Raw genomic sequence first — 242 nt, forward strand, 5'->3', positions numbered from 1 at the left:
AGCGCTCGCTGCAATCAGGATATCGGCGGCGCTGCCCTCGATCGCCTGCACCCCGTGCTCGACGACATTGTTGCGGCCGCGATGCTTGGCGGCGTAGAGCGCGGCGTCGGCGGCTTCGATCAGATCGGCGATCGGCTCGCCCACACGGTACTGCGCCACGCCAATCGAGACCGTGATGTTCGGCAACGCCTCGCCGGTCGAGCGGCGCGTGATGGTGCATTCCGCGATCGCGCGCCTGATGC

General features: G+C 68.2%; 1 protein-coding gene. It reads right to left on the reverse strand.

Annotated elements, in window-relative coordinates:
- On the reverse strand, window positions 1–242 hold a 242-nt coding region (locus tag G8O24_RS43725; RefSeq protein ID WP_188108499.1), incomplete at both ends, for a diguanylate cyclase domain-containing protein.

Origin of the sequence: Bradyrhizobium campsiandrae (assembly GCF_014529705.1) — a bacterium.
Classification (GTDB): domain Bacteria; phylum Pseudomonadota; class Alphaproteobacteria; order Rhizobiales; family Xanthobacteraceae; genus Bradyrhizobium; species Bradyrhizobium campsiandrae.